The sequence below is a fragment of the Streptomyces sp. NBC_00234 genome, assembly GCF_036195325.1.
GTDB lineage: Bacteria > Actinomycetota > Actinomycetes > Streptomycetales > Streptomycetaceae > Streptomyces.
Window position 1 is genome coordinate 2,162,482 of record NZ_CP108101.1, and the last position, 13,133, is coordinate 2,175,614.

The 13,133-nt window shown below is 71.6% G+C and carries 11 protein-coding genes; 7 read left to right on the forward strand and 4 right to left on the reverse strand.

Annotated elements, in window-relative coordinates; genetic code table 11:
• Positions 1-21 precede the first annotated feature (21 nt).
• Positions 22-987: a 16S rRNA (cytosine(1402)-N(4))-methyltransferase RsmH gene (rsmH, locus tag OG230_RS09385; protein ID WP_328909685.1), complete on the reverse strand. Its 966-nt coding sequence runs from the start codon at positions 985-987 to the stop codon at positions 22-24.
• A gap of 402 nt (positions 988-1,389) precedes the next feature.
• On the opposite strand from rsmH, the gene OG230_RS09390 reads away from it, so the two are divergent.
• From OG230_RS09390 to OG230_RS09405, 4 genes are all read left to right on the forward strand, one after another.
• A complete protein-coding gene (locus tag OG230_RS09390) occupies positions 1,390-1,953 on the forward strand; it encodes a beta-class carbonic anhydrase (RefSeq protein ID WP_328909686.1) in 564 nt (187 codons plus the stop codon).
• A gap of 228 nt (positions 1,954-2,181) precedes the next feature.
• Positions 2,182-3,231 carry an AAA family ATPase gene (locus OG230_RS09395; RefSeq protein WP_328909687.1) on the forward strand — a complete coding sequence of 350 codons (1,050 nt, stop codon included), beginning with the start codon at positions 2,182-2,184 and terminating at the stop codon, positions 3,229-3,231.
• Positions 3,231-4,604: a DUF58 domain-containing protein gene (locus OG230_RS09400; protein WP_328909688.1), complete on the forward strand. Its 1,374-nt coding sequence runs from the start codon at positions 3,231-3,233 to the stop codon at positions 4,602-4,604. The genes OG230_RS09395 and OG230_RS09400 overlap by 1 nt, the downstream gene beginning before the upstream one ends.
• Positions 4,601-7,024, forward strand: coding sequence for a DUF3488 and transglutaminase-like domain-containing protein (locus OG230_RS09405; RefSeq protein ID WP_328909689.1), 2,424 nt, complete (start codon positions 4,601-4,603; stop codon positions 7,022-7,024). Before OG230_RS09400 ends, OG230_RS09405 begins: the two co-directional genes overlap by 4 nt.
• Before the next feature lie 229 nt (positions 7,025-7,253).
• Here the strand turns inward: OG230_RS09405 and OG230_RS09410 are convergent, their stop codons facing one another.
• The 3 genes from OG230_RS09410 to OG230_RS09420 all read right to left on the reverse strand — a co-directional run bounded on the left by OG230_RS09410 (position 7,254) and on the right by OG230_RS09420 (position 9,342).
• Entirely contained in the window at positions 7,254-7,652 is a 399-nt protein-coding gene (locus tag OG230_RS09410; RefSeq protein WP_328909690.1) for a DUF3040 domain-containing protein, read from the reverse strand.
• A 302-nt stretch (positions 7,653-7,954) separates the two neighbouring features.
• Entirely contained in the window at positions 7,955-8,713 is a 759-nt protein-coding gene (locus OG230_RS09415; RefSeq protein ID WP_328909691.1) for a methyltransferase, read from the reverse strand.
• 101 nt (positions 8,714-8,814) lie between these two features.
• The gene (locus OG230_RS09420; protein ID WP_328909692.1) at positions 8,815-9,342 is read right to left on the reverse strand and encodes an SAV_6107 family HEPN domain-containing protein; all 528 of its coding nucleotides are present in this window, start codon (positions 9,340-9,342) and stop codon (positions 8,815-8,817) included.
• Between the two features lie 165 nt (positions 9,343-9,507).
• Here OG230_RS09420 and OG230_RS09425 point away from each other — a divergent pair, with 165 nt between their 5' ends.
• Genes OG230_RS09425 through OG230_RS09435 form a run of 3 tightly spaced genes read left to right on the forward strand, consistent with a single transcriptional unit; the run spans position 9,508 to position 12,951 of the window.
• Complete coding sequence (locus OG230_RS09425; protein WP_328909693.1) at positions 9,508-10,251, forward strand: ATP-binding cassette domain-containing protein; 744 nt, start codon at positions 9,508-9,510, stop codon at positions 10,249-10,251.
• Positions 10,223-12,310: a YhgE/Pip domain-containing protein gene (locus tag OG230_RS09430; RefSeq protein WP_328909694.1), complete on the forward strand. Its 2,088-nt coding sequence runs from the start codon at positions 10,223-10,225 to the stop codon at positions 12,308-12,310. Before OG230_RS09425 ends, OG230_RS09430 begins: the two co-directional genes overlap by 29 nt.
• A gap of 29 nt (positions 12,311-12,339) precedes the next feature.
• Positions 12,340-12,951 (forward strand): TetR/AcrR family transcriptional regulator, encoded by a 612-nt coding sequence (locus OG230_RS09435; RefSeq protein WP_328909695.1) that lies wholly within the window; start codon positions 12,340-12,342, stop codon positions 12,949-12,951.
• Positions 12,952-13,133: the final 182 nt, after the last annotated feature.

Genomic DNA, 13,133 nt, shown 5'->3' on the forward strand with positions numbered 1-13,133 from the left:
GGCCGGCCGGAGCGGAGTCGCTCATCGCTCCTCCTCGCGGATGCGCTGAGCGCCGCGCAGCCGCGCGGGGGCGGCACGCCGGTTCTCGGCGACCTCCTCCTCCGTGGGCAGCTCCGCGCCACGGGTCAGCAGCTTCAGCCGCGGCTGGTAGCGCTCGGGCACGACGGGCAGGCCGGGGGGCGCCGTGTTGGCGGCGCCGGCCGCGAAGACCTGCTTGACCAGCCGGTCCTCCAGCGAGTGGTACGAGAGAACGGCGATACGGCCGCCGACGGCGAGGGACGAGACCGCTGCCGGGATGGCCCGCTCCAGGACGGTGAGCTCACCGTTGACCTCGATGCGCAGGGCCTGGAAGGTGCGCTTGGCCGGGTTCCCGCCGGTCCGCTTGGCGGCCTGCGGCAGCGCGTCACGGATCAGCTCGACGAGGCGGGCGCTGTTGGTGAACGGCTCCTTCTCGCGCTCGCGCACGACGGCGGAGACGATCCGCTTGGCCTGCTTCTCCTCGCCGTACGCACGCAGGATCCGTACGAGTTCGCCGGGCGGATAGGTGTTGAGCACCTCGGCGGCGCCGATCCCGGTCGTCTGGTCCATGCGCATGTCGAGGGGTGCGTCCTGGGCGTACGCGAATCCCCGGTCCGCCTCGTCCAACTGCATCGAGGACACACCGAGGTCGAAGAGCACGCCCTGGACCTTGGGGATGCCCAGCCGGTCGAGGACCTCGGGCAGTTCGTCGTAGACGGCGTGCACCAGGGTGGCGCGGTCGCCGTACGGGGCGAGACGCTCGCCGGAGAGGCGGAGCGCCTCCTTGTCGCGGTCGAGTGCGATCAGCCGGGCCGTGGGGAACGCGGCGAGGAGCGCCTCGCTGTGTCCGCCGAGGCCGAGGGTGCAGTCGACGACCACCGGCGGCCGGGGGCCCGGGGCTTCCAGAGCCGGGGCCAACAGGTCCAGGCATCGCTGGAGCATCACCGGGACGTGTCGGGTCTGGCTCATGCGCCCTCTCAGGCTCGGATCATGCGCGGCTGCCCGTGCGGCCTGGTCCCCGCCCGCTCAGAAGGGGAGGTCCACCGGCGCCGGGGAAGGAGGCGCCGACCGACCGGAGAGCGGGAGAGGGCCGGGCCGCACGCACGCCGCACATCACGGGGGCGTACGGAATATGAAGAATGTGCGAGGTGTGTCGGTAACTTCGCGTCACTTTAGTCCACCCTGCCATTCGATCGATTCCCGATCAACGAAGTGGGCAGCGCGTCGCACCGGCCTCTTCGCACGCGGATGCTCACTCGACCGGGCGCACCGCTGTGAGGCTTGTGGGTTACCTCACAACAAGCCTCGTTGACGTTCTTTGTCCCTTTCCACAACACGCCGGGGCCAGTCGTGACGACTAACGTCGTCTCCATGTCGACTTCCGCGCACTCCCCCGCCGTGCCCACCTCTCCCGCCGCGGGCGCGGCCCGTTCCGGCGGTACGGTCACCGATCGACTGGTCGAGGCGAATGCCCACTACGCGGACGAGTTCCGCGACCCCGGCATGGACGCCCGGCCGGTCCTGCAGGTGGCCGTGGTCGCCTGCATGGACGCCCGTCTCGACCTGCACGACGCGCTCGGCCTGGAGCTCGGCGACTGCCACACCATCCGCAACGCGGGCGGCGTGGTCACCGACGACGTGATCCGCTCGCTGACCATCAGCCAGCGCGCGCTCGGCACCCGCAGCGTCATCCTCATCCACCACACCAACTGCGGTCTGGAATCACTCACCGAGGACTTCCGGCAGGAACTGGAGCACGAGGTGGGACAGCGTCCGGTCTGGGCGGTGGAGGCGTACTCCGACGCCGATCAGGACGTCCGGCAGTCGATGCAGCGAGTACGCACGTCACCGTTCCTGCTGCACACGGACGACATCCGCGGTTTCGTCTTCGACGTGACCACGGGTCTGCTGCGCGAGATCCCGCCCGCCTCCTGACCCACCCCGGCGCCGCCCGGCACGCCGTGCGCGATCATCGCGCACGGAAACCGGAGCAACTCCCGACATATCGCACCCACTTATCCACAGGCGAGTGACACGAAGCGGTAACGGCAACAAGAATGCGGGTGTGACGTCTCCACGGGCCTTCCGCGGAGTGTCCGTATTTCGGGGTGGGCCGGGCAGCGATGCGCGTCGGCCCTGCACAAAGGTGCCGAGGAGGGCCGGGTGACGACCTATGACGATCGAGCGAGCCTCACAGATCTGACCACCACAGTGGAGCAGGTGCGCAGGTCGGTGGAGAGTGTGATCGAGGGCAAGCCTGAGGTCGTACGGCTTTCGCTGACCGTGCTGCTCGCGGAAGGACATCTCCTCATCGAGGACGTCCCCGGAGTCGGCAAGACGATGCTGGCCAAGGCTCTGGCGCGGTCCATCGACTGCTCGGTGCGACGCATCCAGTTCACTCCCGACCTGCTGCCCTCGGACATCACCGGGGTATCGATCTTCGACCAGCAGCAGCGGGACTTCGAGTTCAAACCGGGCGCGATCTTCGCCCAGATCGTGATCGGCGACGAGATCAACCGCGCGTCGCCGAAGACCCAGTCGGCGCTGCTGGAGTCGATGGAGGAGCGCCAGGTCACCATCGACGGGCAGACGTACGAACTGCCCAACCCCTTCATGGTGGTGGCCACCCAGAACCCGGTCGAGATGGAGGGCACCTACCCGCTGCCCGAGGCCCAGCGCGACCGCTTCATGGCCCGGGTGTCGATCGGATATCCGAGCGCCGAGGCCGAGCTGCAGATGCTCGACGTGCACGGCGGGGTCTCTCCGCTGGACGACCTGCAGCCGGTGGCGCACGCCCACGACATCGTGAAGCTCATCGACGCGGTGCGTACGGTCCACGTGGCCGAGTCGGTCCGGCGGTACGCGGTGGAGCTCGTCGGTGCCACCCGTAACCACCCGGATCTCAGACTCGGGGCATCACCGCGCGCGACCCTGCATCTGCTGCGTGCCGCGAAGGCGTCAGCGGCGCTCAGCGGGCGCGAGTACGCCCTGCCGGACGATGTGCAGGCGCTCGCGGTGGCGGTTCTCGCCCACCGGCTTCTGCCCACCGCCCAGGCCCAGTTGAACCGCCGGACCGCCGAGCAGGTGGTGCTGGAGATCCTGCAGCGCACGCCCGTGCCCACCACGGCCGGCGGCGCGGCCCCGCCCAGGCCGCCGCATCAGCCGAGCCGCCCGGTGTACGGCCAGCAGCAGCCCGGCACACGGCGGCTGTGATGGCGGCCGGGGGGCCCGGCGCGGTGGAGAACGACGGCGACAAGGGCGGCCTCCGGGCAGCCCTCGGCGGGCTGACCACGCGAGGGCGGTCCTTCCTCGCGGCCGGGGTCGCCGCGGCGGTCTGCGCCTACGTCCTGGGCCAGGGCGACCTGCTGCGGGTCGGCCTGCTGCTCGCCGTGCTGCCGCTGATCTGCGTGACGGTCCTGTACCGCACCCGCTACCGGGTCAGCGGAAGCCGCTGGCTGTCCCCGTCACGGGTGCCCGCCGGGTCGGAGGCCCGGGTTCATCTGCGGATGGACAACGTCTCCCGGCTGCCCACGGGACTGCTCATGCTCCAGGACCGCGTTCCGTACGTGCTCGGGCCACGGCCCCGGTTCGTGCTGGACCGTGTGGAGGCGGGAGGCCGCCGCGAGGTGTCCTACCGGGTCCGCTCGGATCTGCGCGGGCGCTATCCGCTGGGGCCGCTGCAGCTGCGGCTCAGCGATCCGTTCGGGATGTGCGAGCTGACCCGTTCGTTCAGTGCGTACGACACCCTGACGGTCATCCCCCGCACGGAGGCGCTGCCGACGCTGCGGCTGGCCGGTGAGGCTTCGGGGTACGGCGACGGGCGACAGCGGTCGCTGGCCCTGGCCGGCGAGGACGATGTGATTCCGCGCGGCTACCGGCACGGCGACGACCTTCGCCGCGTCCACTGGCGCTCCACCGCGCGCTACGGCGAGCTGATGGTGCGCCGCGAGGAGCAGCCGCAGCGGGCCAGGTGCACGGTGCTGCTGGACACCCGGCGTATCGCGTACCAGGGAGCCGGACCCGACTCCGCCTTCGAGTGGGCCGTGTCGGGAGCCGCTTCGGCCCTGGTGCACATGCTGGAGCGGGGCTTCGCGGTACGACTGCTCACGGACGACGGGAATTCGGTACCGGGCGAGGGCTCCGACGGATTCGCCGGATCGACCCAGGAGTCCGCCGATTCCGCGGGACTGATGATGGACACGCTCGCGGTCGTCGACCATTCGGACGGCGGCGGTCTGTCACGTGCGTACGACGTACTGCGTGGCGGCAACGAAGGACTGCTGATCGCGTTCTTCGGTGATCTCGACGAGGAGCAGGTCGCGGTGGCGAGCCGGATGCGGCAGCGCAGCGGCGCCGCCGTCGCGTTCGTCCTGGACAGCGAGGGCTGGGTACGGGGCGGGGAGGAAGCGCCGCCCGCCCCGGTCGAGGGGCGACTGCGGCTCCTGCGGGAGTCGGGCTGGACGGCCGTGGCCGTTCCGCCCGGGACCCCGCTCGCCCGGCTCTGGCAGCAGGCGGGCCGGCAGCACGGCGACACACAGTCCGCCTCGACGGGCGGCACGACAGGTTTCTCTGGGGGATGGTCATGAGCGGTCGTGGTCGGCTGGCGCTGTGCGCGTTCGCGGCGACGCTGATGGCGTCGGGCGCCCTGCTGCCGCTGGTCGACCCGGCCAACTGGATTCTTCAGGCGGCGCTGCTGCTGGCCGTCCAGAGCGGAGTGGGAGCCCTGGCGCGCCGGGTGCCCCTGGCGCGGACCCTGACGGTCGCCGCCCAGGCACTGGTCACGCTGGTGCTGGTGACCGTGGCGTTCGCCAGGGACCAGGCCCTCTTCGGAGTGCTGCCCGGTCCCCAGGCCGTCCAGTGGCTCGCGGAACTGTTCACGGCGGGCGCCGACGACGTCGGCAAGTACGCGATCCCGGCTCCCGCGACGGACGGCATCCGGCTGATGCTGGTCGGCGGAGTGCTGCTGATCGGTCTCCTGGTGGACGCCCTCGCGGTGACCTTCCGCAGTGCGGCCCCTGCCGGGCTGCCGCTGCTCGCGCTCTACTCGGTCGCCGCCGGGCTGGCCGACGGCGGAGCGGGCTGGCTCTGGTTCCTTCTCGCGGCCTCCGGCTACCTGCTGTTGCTGCTGGCCGAGGGCCGCAACCGGCTCTCCCAGTGGGGGCGGGTCTTCGGCGGTGCGACCAGATCGTCGGGCGGTCTGGCCGCCGGCATCGCGGATTCGGGCGGGCGGGCGCTCGCTTCGGTCCGGACCGGCCGGCGCATCGGGGCACTGACGCTCGGTATCGCACTGGTCGTTCCGGCGGCGTTGCCCGCTCTCGACAGCGGGCTCCTGGCCGGCTCGGGCACGGGCTCGGGAAGGGGCGGCGGCGGAGGCACCATCTCCGCGGTCAACCCCCTGGTCTCGCTCCAGAACAACCTGAACCAGCCGGAGGACCGGGAGGTGATGTCGTATCGCACCAATTCCGGAGCCCCGGACGACTTCTATCTGCGGATCCTCGCCCTGGACCAGTTCAACGGAGCGGAGTGGCGGCCTTCGACCCGCCGGCTGACCGATGTACCGGGACGCCTCCCGGAGCCCGCCGGTCTGAAGCCGGGTGTCGCCGTCACGGAGATCAGGACGAACCTCTCCGCGTCGCCCTCGTACCAGCAGACCTATCTGCCGCTGCCCTACCCGGCGACCGAGGTGAAGATCGGCGGGCGCTGGCGGTACGAGCCCGAGGGCCGCACCCTCGTCGGGGACGACGGCCAGACGACGGGCAATGCGCAGTACGAGGTCAGCAGCCTGGTGGTGCGGCCGACCGCGGACCAGCTGGCATCGGCGGGCCCACCGCCGTCCGACCTGGCGCGTGAGTACACGAAGGTGCCCGATTCGCTGCCGGACGTCGTCCGCCGGACCGCGGCCAAGGTGACGCAGGGCTCGGCCAACGCGTACGAGATGGCCGTCGCACTCCAGGACTGGTTCGCATCGGAGGGCGGCTTCACCTACGACACGACGGTGACTTCCGGGACGGGCACGGCGGCGATCGGCCGGTTCCTCAGGGACAAGCAGGGCTTCTGCGTCCACTTCTCGTTCACGATGGCCGCGATGGCGCGGACCCTGGGCATTCCGGCCCGGGTCGCGGTGGGCTTCACCCCGGGGACGTTCAAGTCGAACGGCTCGGTGTCCGTCGGGCTGCGGGACGCCCATGCCTGGCCCGAGCTGTACTTCGAGGGTGTGGGGTGGACGCGCTTCGAGCCGACTCCGACCCGGGGCAGCACTCCTTCGTACACCCTCCCGGATGCCCCTTCGGGCAGTACGAACGATCCGGCTCAGCCGTCGGCGGGTGCTTCGGAGGCTCCGTCGGCCGCCCCGTCCGCCTCGCAGAATTGCCCGGAGCAGCTGCGCCGACAGGGTGAGTGCGGTCCCTCGGCCCTTCCCGGCGCGGCGGGTCCCACCGATCCGGGGACTCCGGCCGGCACCGTGCTGCTGCTGGGCCTCGCCGCCGCGCTCGTCCTGGCGCTGCCCCTGGTGCCTCTGCTCTGGCGGACCCGTGCCCGCGGGCGCAGGTTGAATTCCTCCCCGGGCCGTACGCCCGGAGACGCCATGGCCCGGACCTTGGCGGCCTGGCGGGAGCTCACGGACACGGCCTGGGACCATGGCATCCCGCCGGACGATTCGCAGACGCCGCGCAAGGCGGCGGCACGCATCGTGCGGCTGGGCGGGCTGGACGGCGCCGCGGGGGCCTCGGCCCACCGGGTGGCAGGTGCGGTCGAACAGGTGCTGTACGCCCCGCAGCCGCAGGCGGCCACGGGCCTCGCCGAGGACGTGCTGGCCGTCCGGTCCGCTCTGCGGGCCTCCGTCGGCCGGACGACCCGGCTCCGTGCGACGATCGCGCCCCGTTCGGCCGTACGGGTGGTGTGGTCGGCTTCGGAGCGCTGGACGGCGCTCGTCCTCAGGTGGACGGAGCGCCCGGGGCGCGACCGGTGGGCCGGGCGGTTCCGCCGGTTCTCCCGCCAGCAGGGCTGAGCGGAGCCTGCGCCCCGGGATCCCGGGGCGCAGCCAGGCTGGGCGGGGACGGGGCCCGGCCTGCGGGCCGGACCTCGGCACGCAGGCTGCGCACGGGAACGGGCAGGGAACAGGCACGGACAGGGAACGGGTGAGGGGCGGTCGCAGAAATGCGACCGCCCCTCACCCATAAGTGTCTGGCGTCATGTTCTTCGGTCCGGGCCGGTTTTCTCCCGGGGGCCGGACGTACTTATTGGCCCTGTTCGTCGCGGCGGCGCTGCCACCGCTGCTCGATCCGGTTCATCATCGACCGGCGCTGCTTGGGCTGTCGGCGTTCGCCTGCGCCCCCGCTCCCGGCCGGCTGTTGTTCCCCGGGCTTGGGTGCTTTGCGCCACCCAGTGACCGCGAGCACCGCACAGCCCAGCATGACGAGGAACCCCACCACGCTGATCCAGATCTGCTGGGCGACCATTCCGGCCATGAGGAGCGCGATACCCACCAGAAAGCCAGCGACCGCCTGGTAGACCCGTCGCCGGGTGTACGTACGCAGCCCGCTTCCCTCAAGCGCTGTCGCGAACTTGGGATCTTCGGCGTACAGCGCTCGCTCCATCTGCTCGAGCATTCGCTGCTCGTGCTCCGAGAGCGGCACGGAGTCCTCCTAGTCGTCGGCCGCGGGGGGCGACCGGTATGCGGCCCTTCCAGGATAGGCAGGGATTCGCCCCCGTGAAACCCGCCCTGTAGCCATTAACCAGTCCGGACCGCCATGTCGGTTCGTCTGCTGAGGCGTAGATTCCCCGACGTCCGATCCGTCATGCCGAATGGTGTCACCCGATCATACGGGGCCGGAGCCCTGAACGGGTGCCCGGAGCCGTACTCCGTCTGCAGCTGCGTTGCTGATCAGCCGCGCTCCGGCCACCCGGCGGCCACCCCCGGCAGCCTCCCCGCCGCGCTTCAGGCGCGCTTCTCGCCCAGAACGTGCAGCTGGGTCGCGACGGCGTGGAAGGACGGCAGTTCGGCCACGGCGGCCTCCAGCTTGAGAAGTGCCTCGACCGCACCCGGTTCGGTGTCCACCAGGACGCCGGGAACGAGGTCGGCGAAGACCCGTACGCCGTGGACCGCTCCCACCTCCATGCCGGCGGCCCCGACCAGCTCGGTGAGCTGGTCGGCGCTGAAGCGCCGGGGTACGGGGTCGCCCTCGCCCCAGCGGCCCGCCGGGTCGGTCAGCGCGTGCCGGGCCTCGGTGAAGTGCCCGGCGAGTGCCCGTGCCAGGACGGCCCCGCCGAGACCGGCGGCCAGCAGGCTGAGCGCGCCGGACGGACGGAGCGCGTCGACCGCGTTCCGTACGCCCTCGGCGGGGTCGTCCACGTACTCAAGGACGCCGTGGCACAGCACCGCGTCGTAGGCGCCGGGCTCCACCACGTCGAACAGGCCGAGGATGTCTCCCTGGACCCCCTTGACCCGTTCGGCCACGCCGTCCTCGGCGGCACGGCGCTCCAGCGCGAAGAGCGCGTTGGGGCTGGGGTCGACGACGGTGACCCGGTGGCCGAGCCGGGCGACGGGCACCGCGAAGTTGCCGGTGCCGCCACCGGTGTCCAGGACGTCCAGGGTGTCCCTGCCAGTCGCCTTGACCCGACGGTCGAGAGCGTCCTTCAGGACCTCCCAGACCACGGCGGTACGGAGGGAGGCGCGGGGGCGCGGCTGGTCCGACACGGCAGTTGACTCCTCGGCACGGTGCCGCCACGGACGGCGGAGCGTGAACAGTGCAGGTGGTACGGGTCCGCCCACCCTATTGCCTCGCGCCGCCGTCCCGGTCACCCCGCTTCGGCCCGCCCGTTTCTCGGTTGGGGAAGCACCGGCTGGAGCACCAGCAGCCGCTCGACCAGCCGCAGGAACATGGCGGCGTCGCGCAGCAGATCGTCGGCGTCACGGCTGGTGGCGGCGCCCGGTATGCCGGCTTCGGCGCGGGCCCTGCGCACGGCCCCCGAGGCGAACAGGGCGCTCCATTCGGTGAGCTCCGGGGCTATTTCCGGCAGCACCTCCCAGGCGCTCCGGATCCGCTCCCGGCGCCGCCTGCTGGTCTCGGGGCGGCCACGGGCCGCGAGCACGGCCGCGGCGGTGCGCAGCGCGGCCAGGTGGGCGGTGGCGTACCGCTCGTTGGGTACGTCGAGCACGGCGGCCTCGTCAAGGCCGCCTCGGGCCTTGGCGAGCAGATCGAGGGCGGCGGGCGGCGCCGTGGCCCGGCGCACTACGGGGTGGACGTCGCTTGCCGGACCGGTCGGTGAGGGGGCAGGGCTGCCTGGGCGGCGCCGCGGGGCGGCTGCTGCGGACGAGCTGGCCATGACGAACCTCCTGTCGTCGCGTGACGGCTTCGTGGCCGTCTGTATCCATGGTGACGGCCGCCACTGACAATTCCGGTCGATACCTCTCTGACCTGGCCTTTTGCTTCGATCGCGAGTTCGGGCTAGATTTTTGCACTGACCAGTCAGTTCAAAAGGGGAGGGTCTGTGGACAGCCCGCACGGGGCAGCTGTCAGCGCCGAGGACTTCGGGCTCAGAGGGCCGCGCGGATGGGCCTTCCGGGGGGTCGGCTTCACCGCCGCGCCCGGATCGCTCCTCGCGGTCGAGGGTCCGTCCGGCTCCGGGCGCACCTGCCTGCTCCTCGCACTCACCGGCCGGATGCGCTCCACGGAGGGCCACGCCGAGACCGGCGGCCTGCGCCTTCCCGGCAAGCTCGCCGCGGTCCGCAGGATCAGCGCCCTGGGTCCGGTGCCGGGCGTCAGCGAACTCGACCCCGCGTTCACCGTCGCCGAGCACCTGCGCGAGCGGGCCCTGCTCCAGCGCCGCTTCGACGGCTCGCTGCGCACCCTGCTCCGCCCCCGCGCCGAACGGGCCGCGACCGCGCGGGCCCGCATCGACGCCGCTCTGGACGAGGCCGGACTCGACCCCGCCACCCTGCCCAAGGCCGAACGGACCTCCGTACGCGATCTGGAGCGGCTGGAGGCGCTGCGCCTGTCGGTCGCGCTCGCCCTGATCGGCCGCCCCCGGCTGCTCGCCGTGGACGACACCGACCTCAAGCTGTCCGACGCCGAGCGGGCCGAGGCATGGGCGCTGCTGCGCTCCGTCGCCGACGACGGCACGACGGTGATCGCCGTGTGCAGCGAGGCTCCCGAGGGCGCGCTCACCGTACGTACCGACACCACGACCGAGGAGGGGACGGCCGATGCGATCGCCGAAACTGGCCGCGCTTGAGCTGAAGCGGTTCGGCAGGGGAAAGCTGCCGCGCGCCGCACTGGTGGCGCTCATGCTGCTGCCCCTGCTGTACGGAGCCCTCTACCTGTGGTCGTTCTGGGACCCGTACGGGCGCCTCGACCGGATTCCCGTCGCGCTGGTCAACGACGACAAGGGAGCGACCGTCTCGGGCAAGCGCCTCGCCGCCGGGGACGAGATCACCGGCAAGCTCCTCGACTCCAAGGTCTTCGAGTGGCACGAGGTGAGCTCCGCCGAGGCCGGCCGGGGCGTCGAGAACGGCACGTACTACCTCTCGCTCACCATGCCGTCCGACTTCAGCAAGCGGATCGCCTCCAGCTCCGGCGAATCCCCCGAGACCGGCGCTCTCCAGGTGCGGACGAACGACGCGAACAACTACATCGTCGGGCAGATCTCCCGGACGGTGTTCTCCGAGGTACGCACCGCGGCGTCGACGAACGCCTCGCGCGGGTTCCTGGACCGGATCTTCATCTCCTTCTCCGGAATCCATGACGCCACGGAGAAGGCGGCCAAGGGAGCCGACGACCTCAAGGGCGGAATCTCCAAGGCGAAGAAGGGCTCCGAGGACCTCGCGAGCGGGCTCAAGGACACCAAGGCGGGCAGCGGCAGGCTGGCCGGCGGGATCACCGAGCTGGAGAAGGGGGCGGGAGACCTCGAAACCGGCTCCCGGCAGGTCGCCGGCGGCACCCAGCTCCTCGCCGACAAGGTCAACGGCATCGCCGCCGACGTACGCCCGTTCCTCAAGGACAACGGCAAGGCGATCGGCGACACGGCCCGGCTGGTGGCCGACTCGTCAAAGACGGTGCGGGACAACCTCGACCTGCTGGTGAAGGCGGCGCCCACCGCGGCCACCGCCGCGCACACCGCCGCCGACGACCTCACCGAGGTCCACCGCACCCGCTGCGAGGACGAGCTGCTGCCCGACCCGGGTGTCTGTGCGCCACTGAAGCGGGCAGTGACGGCGGCGGCCGACGTCGCCAAGGTGGCCGACGACGTGAACGCGCTGGTCAAGAACCAGGACGGGGACCTCAAGAAGCTGCGTGGCCACCTGACGACGCTCCAGGGGCAGGCCGAGGCCCTCGCGAAGCGCTCGCCGGACCTGGACACCGACCTGGAGTCCGCGGTCTCGAAGATCAACGCGCTCAACACGGGCGCCCACAAGGTCGCCAAGGGCGCCGACGCGCTCCACACCGGCCTGGGCACCGCGAAGACCGGCTCCTCGGACCTGGACACCGGTGTCGGCAAGCTCAAGACCGGCGCCACCGACCTGGACAGCGGGCTCTTCCGGCTCGGAGACGGCTCGGCGACTCTCGCCCAGGGCCTGAACGACGGCGTCACCAAGATCCCCGACTACTCCGAGAAGGACCGCGACGCGCGTACGGGCGTCATGGCCGATCCCGTACAGCTGGCGTCCTCGTCCCTGCACACGGCCCCGAACTACGGCACCGGATTCGCCCCGTACTTCATCCCGCTCTCCCTCTGGGTCGGCGCGATGGTGGCGTACATGCTGATCCAGCCGCTCAACAGGCGGGCGCTGGCCGCCGGGGCCTCCGCCTGGCGGATCGCCCTCGCCGGCTGGCTGCCCGTCGTCGCCATCGGCGTGCTCCAGGTCGCCGCGCTGATGTCCGTACTGCACTGGGGGCTCGGCCTCCGGATGGCCCACCCCGCCGCGACGATCGGCTTCCTGGCCCTGGTGACCTGCTGCTTCGCGGCGATCGTGCAGTGGCTCAACGCCCGCTTCGGAGCCGCGGGGCGCATCCTCGTCCTCGCGGTGCTGATGCTGCAGCTGACCTCGGCGGGCGGAACGTACCCCGTCCAGACCAGCCCCGGGTTCTTCGGCGCCATCCACCCGTTCCTGCCGATGAGCTACATCGTCGAGGGCCTGCGCCGGCTCATCACCGGCGGCGGACTCGGCCCGGTCTGGCAGGCCTGCGCGGTGCTGGTGGCGTTCACCGCGGGGGCGCTGGCCCTGACAGCGGTCTCCGCGCGGCGCAAGCAGGTGTGGACCCTGGACCGGCTGCATCCGGAGCTCAGTCTGTGAGCGCGCCCGGACCTGTGAGAATCGATCGCATGGAAAGCAGTAGCAGCACGCGCCGCCAGGCCACCCGGCAGAAGCTCTACGAGGCAGCGGTCACGCTCATCGCCGAGAAGGGCTTCTCCGCCACCACGGTGGACGAGATCGCCGAGCGCGCCGGCGTCGCCAAGGGCACGGTCTACTACAACTTCAAGAGCAAGACCGAGCTCTTCGAGGAGCTGCTGCGGCACGGCGTCGGGCTCCTCACCGCGTCGCTGCGCTCCGCCTCCGAGGAGACCGAGGCGCGCGGCGGCACCCGGGTGGAGGCTCTGGACGCGATGATCCGGGCGGGCCTGGTCTTCATCGACCGCTACCCGGCCTTCACCCAGCTGTACGTCGCCGAGCTCTGGCGCACCAACCGCGCCTGGCAGGCGACCCTCCTGGTGGTGCGCCAGGAGGCCGTGGCCGTCGTCGAAGGGGTGCTCAGGGAGGGCGTCCGCAACGGCGAGCTGAGCGAGGAGATCGACATTCCGCTGAGCGCGGCCGCGCTCGTCGGGATGGTGCTGGTCGCGGCGCTCGACTGGCAGGCGTTCCAGCCGGAGCGGTCGATAGACGACGTGCACTCGGCGCTGTCCCTGCTGCTGCACGGGCGGGTCAGCGGGCGCTGAAGCCGGGGCACCGGAGGCACAGCCGGACACGAAGACGCCGGTCCGGTGGAGTTCGATCCCCCTCGAACTCCACCGGACCGGCGTTTTCCGTGCTGCCGGAGAACCCTTCCCCCGTGACCCCGTGTTCCCCCGTGGTCCCGGGCCCTCCGCCGTGCACCCCCGTTGCGTCAGGGGCACCGCCG

What these genes read in the sequence shown, in the direction of transcription:
- rsmH (WP_328909685.1), bottom strand. Translation starts at nt 987, where the DNA reads ATGAGCCAGACCCGACACGTCCCGGTGATGCTCCAGCGATGCCTGGAC.
- OG230_RS09390 (WP_328909686.1), top strand. Translation starts at nt 1,390, where the DNA reads ATGTCGACTTCCGCGCACTCCCCCGCCGTGCCCACCTCTCCCGCCGCG.
- OG230_RS09400 (WP_328909688.1), top strand. Translation starts at nt 3,231, where the DNA reads ATGGCGGCCGGGGGGCCCGGCGCGGTGGAGAACGACGGCGACAAGGGC.
- OG230_RS09405 (WP_328909689.1), top strand. Translation starts at nt 4,601, where the DNA reads ATGAGCGGTCGTGGTCGGCTGGCGCTGTGCGCGTTCGCGGCGACGCTG.
- OG230_RS09420 (WP_328909692.1), bottom strand. Translation starts at nt 9,342, where the DNA reads ATGGCCAGCTCGTCCGCAGCAGCCGCCCCGCGGCGCCGCCCAGGCAGC.
- OG230_RS09430 (WP_328909694.1), top strand. Translation starts at nt 10,223, where the DNA reads ATGCGATCGCCGAAACTGGCCGCGCTTGAGCTGAAGCGGTTCGGCAGG.
- OG230_RS09435 (WP_328909695.1), top strand. Translation starts at nt 12,340, where the DNA reads ATGGAAAGCAGTAGCAGCACGCGCCGCCAGGCCACCCGGCAGAAGCTC.